Origin of the sequence: Escherichia sp. AM3, assembly GCF_032029835.1 — a bacterium.
Taxonomy (GTDB): Bacteria; Pseudomonadota; Gammaproteobacteria; order Enterobacterales; family Enterobacteriaceae; genus Escherichia; species Escherichia coli.
In genome coordinates this window covers 1-333 of the sequence record NZ_JAVUPQ010000739.1, presented here as the reverse complement: position 1 = coordinate 333, position 333 = coordinate 1, and the positions used below count along the sequence as shown (strand labels likewise).

Annotated in this window: 1 pseudogene; it reads right to left on the bottom strand. The window is 66.7% G+C overall.

The features are described 5' to 3' along the window. A pseudogene (locus RTW80_RS28135) lies at positions 1-333 on the bottom strand (thiamine ABC transporter permease); the annotation flags it as partial.

Sequence of the window (333 nt, the reverse complement as noted above, 5' to 3'; positions counted from 1 at the left end):
GAGCATGAGGATGGCCAGCGTTGTCAGGCTGGACAGTAGTCCCAGTGAAAGGCTGTCGCTGACAGGGCCGATGTCGTCCCGGCGTGCCAGCATCAGCAGAACCAGCGCACAGAGGACGCCGCACAGCGGCAGTAACCCGCCCAGCGTCCGTGCGGGCAGCGCAGTCTGCGAAGCGCGACGAACTCCGGAGGGGTCACGCTGGGCGCGCCGCCATGCCGTCCAGAAGCCGTATCCCACCGCGGCAAGCGCCGCCAGCAGCAGGAGCAACACCAGACACAGCAGCGTTCCCTTTGTTTGCTGTTGTGCATCGCCCTGGGTGAGCCACTGCCAGGC